The sequence below is a fragment of the Streptomyces sp. CBMA123 genome (genome assembly GCF_014596465.1).
In the GTDB taxonomy this organism is placed as follows: Bacteria; Actinomycetota; Actinomycetes; order Streptomycetales; family Streptomycetaceae; genus Kitasatospora.
The window spans coordinates 1-5,686 of sequence record NZ_MECK01000311.1 but is presented as its reverse complement, the minus strand read 5'-3'; the positions used below and the strand labels follow the sequence as shown (position 1 = coordinate 5,686).

The following is a 5,686-nucleotide window of genomic DNA, read 5'->3' as shown; positions in this document are numbered from 1 at the left end:
GGCGCCGCACCCGGCGCCGCACCCGGCCGCCCCGGCCGCCCCGGCCGCCCCGGCCCAGGTGTCCCGGTTGTCCCTGCCGGACGGGACGGAGCTGCTGCTGCGCCCCGCCGGCCCGGCCGACAAGGCGGCGGCCCTGGCGATGCACGGCCGCTGCTCCCCCGCGGCGCTGCGGCTGCGCTACCACGGGCCGGTCCGCGACGCCGACCGCTACCTGGACCACCTGCTGGACCCCCGGCGCGGCCGAAGCCTGGTGGTGTCCGCCCCCGACGGGCGGGTCGTCGCCCTCGGGCACCTGATGTGGGACGAGGACGAGGCGGAGCTGGCCGTGCTGGTCGAGGACGCCTGGCAGCGGCACGGCCTGGGCCTGGCCCTGCTCCGGCGGCTGACCGCGGTGGCCCGGACGGCCGGGATCGGCACGGTGTACGCGGTGACCCAGGCCGCCAACGCCGGGCTGATCGCCGCGATGCGCCGGCTGGCGGCGCCGCTGGACTTCCACGCCGAGGACGGCACCCTGGTGATCACCGCCACCCTGGCCGCCACCGCCCCCGCGCCGGCCCCGGGCCGCTGATCCGCCGATCGTCCGATCGGTTCTTCACCACATCCTCACCGGACGCCCCCGGGAACCCGGGTCCGCGGCGGAGCGTCCTGCAAGGAACGAGGGTCCCTCCGTACACCGCCCTCCTTGACGGGCCGTCAGTACCCCCGGTAGCAGCGTCGCAGCAGGCGGCATGGGGTCCGGATCGTCCGGTCGGGCGACGGAGTCGGTAGGCTGGCCCCGTCCCCGCCGCCCGACGGCCCGTTATCCGGCCAGCGGGTGGTGCCGCAGCAAGGAGGAACCACTGAGCATGGCAGGCACCGAATCGGAGCCCACAGGCGCACGCGACGCCTCGCTGCCGGCCCGCGCCAAGATCGCGGTCACGGCCGGCAAGGTCGCCGCCGCCGTGTCCCGTAAGGCCGGTCGCGGAAGCGGCTCGGTGATCGGCGGCAAGGTCGCCCTCAGGCTCGACCCCGACCTGCTCGCCACCCTCGCCGACCACCTCGACGTCGTCCTGGTCAGCGCCACCAACGGCAAGACCACCACCACCCGGCTGATCGCCGAGGCGCTGCGCGCCGCCGGCCCGGTGGTCTCCAACGCCCTGGGCGCCAACATGCCGGCCGGCATCACCTCCGCCCTGGCCGGCGGTAGCGACGCCCGCTTCGGCGTGATCGAGGTCGACGAGAAGTACCTGGCGACGGTCGCCCGCGACACCCGCCCCAAGGCGATCGCCCTGCTCAACCTCTCCCGCGACCAGCTCGACCGCGCCGCCGAGACCCGCATGATGGCGGAGAAGTGGCGCGAGGGCCTGCAGGACACCGAGGCCGTGGTCATCGCCAACGCCGACGACCCGCTGGTGACCTGGGCCGCCTCCTCCTGCAAGAAGGTGGTCTGGGTGGCCGCCGGACAGGCCTGGAAGGAGGACGCCTGGTCCTGCCCCGCGTGCGGCGGCGTGATGCAGCGCCCCGGCGACGACTGGTTCTGCCAGGACTGCGGCTTCCGGCGCCCCAACCCGCACTGGGCGCTCCAGGGCACCCACGTGATCGACCCGCAGCGCGGCGCCTGGCCGATCCAGCTGCAGCTGCCCGGCCGGGCCAACCTGGCCAACGCCACCAGCTCGGCCGCCGTCGCCGCCGTGTTCGGCGTCTCCCCGCAGGTCGCGCTGGAGCGGATGCGCTCGGTGAGCGCCGTGGCCGGCCGCTACGACGTGGTCCAGTACCAGGGCCGGGACATCCGCCTGCTGCTCGCCAAGAACCCGGCGGGCTGGCTGGAGACCTTCTCGCTGATCGACGGCCCGCCGGCCCCGGTGATCCTCTCGGTCAACGCCCTCGACGCCGACGGCACCGACACCTCCTGGCTGTGGGACGTCGACTACGAGCGCCTCGCCGGGCACCCGATCTTCGTGATGGGCCAGCGCAAGCTGGACCTGGCCGTCCGCCTGGAGGTCGCCGGGCTGCAGTTCCACGTGGTGGACACCCTGGAGCAGGCCGTCCGGATGGCGCCGCCCGGCCGGATCGAGGCCATCGCCAACTACACCGCCTTCCAGCAGCTGCGGAAGGTCGTGGCCGGCTGATGCCGCGCCCGCACACCAGTCTTTTCGTGACGGAAGGCCTTCGAGGATGAGTGAGAGCAGCCTGCGCGTGGTCTGGGTCTACCCCGACCTGCTCAGCACCTACGGCGACCGCGGCAACGCCCTGGTCGTGGAGCGCCGGGCCCGCCAGCGCCATCTCAACGTGACCCGGATCGACGTCCGCTCCGACCAGGCGATCCCCACCAGCGGGGACATCTACCTGATCGGCGGCGGCGAGGACCGCCCGCAGCGCCTGGCCGCCGAGCGGCTGCGCGCCGACAGCGGCCTGGTGCGGGCCTCCGAGAACGGCGCGATCATCTTCGGCGTCTGCGCCGGCTTCCAGATCATGGGCCACGAGTTCGTCAACGACCTCGGCGAGCGCGAGCCGGGCCTGGGCCTGCTGGACGTCTGGACCACCCGCGGCGAGGGCGCCCGCTGCGTCGGCGACGTGCTCGCCGACGTGGACCCGCGGCTCGGCCTGCCGCAGCTGACCGGCTTCGAGAACCACCAGGGCGTCACCCACCTCGGCCAGGGCGTCCAGCCGTTCGCGACGGTCACGGCCGGCCGCGGCAACGGCACCGGCGACGGCACCGAGGGCGCTTGGCGGGACACCGTCTTCGGCACCTACCTGCACGGCCCGGTGCTGGCCCGCAACCCCGCCGTGGCCGACCTGCTGATCAAGCTGGCGCTGGACGTCAACGCCCTGCCGCCGGCCGACACCACCTGGTACGACGCGCTGCGCGCCGAGCGCATCGCCGCCACGACGCGCCCCGCCTAAGGGCTGGTCTCTTGGATCCTTGCCGGGCGCACGGATCCAAGAGACCAGCCCTAGTACGCCCGACGCCCCGCCCGGGTGCCCGCGATGCGGTCACCCGGCCCGCGGGCGGCCCCGGACGTACGACAATGGGGCTGCCGGCTGCACACCCTCCTCGGCAGCAGGCTGCATTTCCGCGCGGGGGCGCCGACGGCGCCGCTCCCGCGTCGGCTCCTGCCCGGCCGGACCAGGGGCCGTATGCTCGACTTCGCGGCCGTTTCGGATGTTCTGTCCGGATCGGCCGGTTCCTTCACCCCGCGGCCACCTCCCCGCCATCCCGGTGCGGGAGCGCCTCGTCACGGTGACGGCTCGTCGTCCCAGCCTGTAGTCCGGCCGTTCCTCGGTTCTGCTCGGGAGTTGCAAAGCTAATGCGTATCGGAGTGCTGACCAGCGGCGGTGACTGCCCCGGCCTGAACGCGGTGATCCGTTCCGTGGTCCACCGGGGGGTGGTCGACCACGGCGACGAGATCATCGGGTTCGAGGACGGTTGGCGCGGTTTCCTGGAAGGGCACCACCGCCCCCTGACCCTGGACTCGGTGAGCGGCATCCTGGCCCAGGGCGGCACCATCCTCGGGTCCTCCCGGGTGCAGCCCAGCCACCTGCGGGACGGCGTCGAACGGGCCAAGAAGTACTGCTCCGACCTCGGCCTGGACGCGGTGATCCCGATCGGCGGCGAGGGCACCCTCAAGGCCGCCAAGCTGATGAGCGACGCGGGCCTGCCGATCGTCGGCGTGCCGAAGACCATCGACAACGACATCGCCGCCACCGACGTGACCTTCGGCTTCGACACCGCCGTCTCGGTCGCCACCGAGGCCCTGGACCGGCTGAAGACCACCGCCGAGTCCCACCAGCGGGTCATGGTCGTCGAGGTCATGGGCCGGCACACCGGCTGGATCGCGCTGAACGCGGGCATGGCCGCCGGCGCGCACGCCATCGTCGTCCCGGAGCGCCCGTTCCACATCGAGAAGCTCACCGCCGTCGTCCGCGAGCGCTTCGACCGGCAGAAGAAGTTCGCCATCGTGGTCTGCGCCGAGGGTGCCAAGCCCGAGCCCGGCAGCATGCACTGGGAGGAGGGCTCCAAGGACATCTACGGCCACGAGCGCTTCACCGGCATCGCCACCCAGCTCTCCCGCGAGCTGGAGCACCGCCTCGGCAAGGAGGCCCGCCCGGTGATCCTCGGCCACACCCAGCGCGGCGGCACCCCGACCGCCTACGACCGGGTGCTCGCCACCCGCTTCGGCTGGCACGCCGTCGAGGCCGTCCACAAGGGCGCCTTCGGGCACATCACCGCGCTGCAGGGCACCAACATCAACCTGGTGCCGCTGGCCGAGGCCGTCGCCGAGCTGAAGACCGTCCCGCAGGAGCGCTACCAGGAGGCCGAGACGGTCCTCTGACCATCGCCCTTCCGTACGCGAGCCCCCGGCCGTCCGCCGGGGGCTCCCGTACACCTGGCGGGCGTTCCGGCCGCCGCCCCGTTAGCGTGGGCCGCAGGAGAGCGACCGGAGGGACGGCCCGTGGAGATCCTGGCGTACGGAGTGCAGGTCGACGAACGGCCGCTGCTGGAACAGGCCTTCGCGGGCCGGCACGGGCTGCGCTGCCTGGACGTGTTCCTCAACCACGACACCGCGCCGCTCGCCGCCGGCTACCCGGCCGTCAGCAGCAGCGTCAACGCCGTCCTGGACGCCGAGACCCTCGCCGTCCTCGCCGCCGGGGGCACCAAGCTGATCGCCCAACGCTCCACCGGCTTCAACAACATCGACCTGGCGGCCGCCGCCGACCTCGGCCTCACCATCGCGCGGGTCGCTCACTACAGTCCGTACGCCGTCGCCGAACACGCCTGGGCGCTGGCGATGGCCGTCAACCGGCGGATCGTCCGGGCCGCCGGGCGCACCCGCGAGTTCGACTTCCGCCTGGACGGGCTGCTCGGCCGGGACGTCCACGGGATGACGGTCGGCGTCATCGGCACCGGCAAGATCGGCGCGTGCTTCGCCCGGATCGCGGCCGGCTTCGGCACCGACCTGCTCGGCTGGGACCTCGCCGAGAACCCCGCCTGCCGCGAACTCGGCATGCGCTACACCGAACTGCCCGAACTCCTCTCCCGTGCCGACCTGGTGAGCCTGCACGTCCCCCTCGTCCCGGGCACCCGCCACCTGATCGACACCGCCGCGCTGACCCGGATGAAGCACGACGCCATCCTCATCAACTCCAGCCGCGGCGGCCTCATCGACAGCGCCGCCCTGGTCGAGGCCCTGCGCGCGGGCCGCCTCTCCGGCGTCGGCCTGGACGTCTACGAGGAGGAGACCGGCGTCTTCTTCACCGACCGCTCCATCCAGGGCATCACCGACGACGTCCTCGCCCGGCTCGTCACTTTCCCCCAGGTCCTGGTCACCAGCCACCAGGCCTACTTCACCCACACCGCCGTCGGCCAGATCATCGACGCCACCGCCCGCAACATCGACGACTTCGCCGCCGGCCGCACCAACGAGAACACCCTCGTCCCCGAGGCCTGACCCGGGAGGGGAGCCCGAGCCTCCCCGAGCCATCGAGCCGTCGAGCCGTCAGGAGGCCCCGCCCCGCTCTCGTGCGCCGGCAGCCGTCGTACTCACCCCGTCGAGACTTACTGGCGGGTGGTGCCCTTGCCGTTGGGCTGGGTCTTCTGGTTGTAGATCTCCTTGCCGTCCGCGTTGTAGGCGTGGACGTAGGGGGAGGGCGGGAAGGGGTGCGCGTCGTGGCCGGTGGTGACGGCCGCGGTGTAGGCGAAGGCGCC

Annotated in this window: 5 protein-coding genes; all 5 read left to right on the top strand. The window is 73.2% G+C overall.

Annotated features, from left to right (window positions below):
* Nucleotides 1-568, top strand: a 568-nt coding sequence (locus tag BG452_RS28475; RefSeq protein WP_188307221.1) for a GNAT family N-acetyltransferase, incomplete at its 5' end; no start/stop codon positions are given.
* Nucleotides 569-845: 277 nt separating this feature from the next.
* Nucleotides 846-2,108: a MurT ligase domain-containing protein gene (locus tag BG452_RS28470; protein ID WP_188307220.1), complete on the top strand. Its 1,263-nt coding sequence runs from the start codon at nt 846-848 to the stop codon at nt 2,106-2,108.
* Between the two features lie 46 nt (nt 2,109-2,154).
* Nucleotides 2,155-2,883 (top strand): type 1 glutamine amidotransferase, encoded by a 729-nt coding sequence (locus BG452_RS28465; RefSeq protein ID WP_188307219.1) that lies wholly within the window; start codon nt 2,155-2,157, stop codon nt 2,881-2,883.
* 404 nt (nt 2,884-3,287) lie between these two features.
* Nucleotides 3,288-4,313 carry a 6-phosphofructokinase gene (locus tag BG452_RS28460; protein WP_188307218.1) on the top strand — a complete coding sequence of 342 codons (1,026 nt, stop codon included), beginning with the start codon at nt 3,288-3,290 and terminating at the stop codon, nt 4,311-4,313.
* A gap of 120 nt (nt 4,314-4,433) precedes the next feature.
* Nucleotides 4,434-5,429, top strand: coding sequence for a 2-hydroxyacid dehydrogenase (locus BG452_RS28455; protein ID WP_188307217.1), 996 nt, complete (start codon nt 4,434-4,436; stop codon nt 5,427-5,429).
* Nucleotides 5,430-5,686 lie beyond the last annotated feature (257 nt).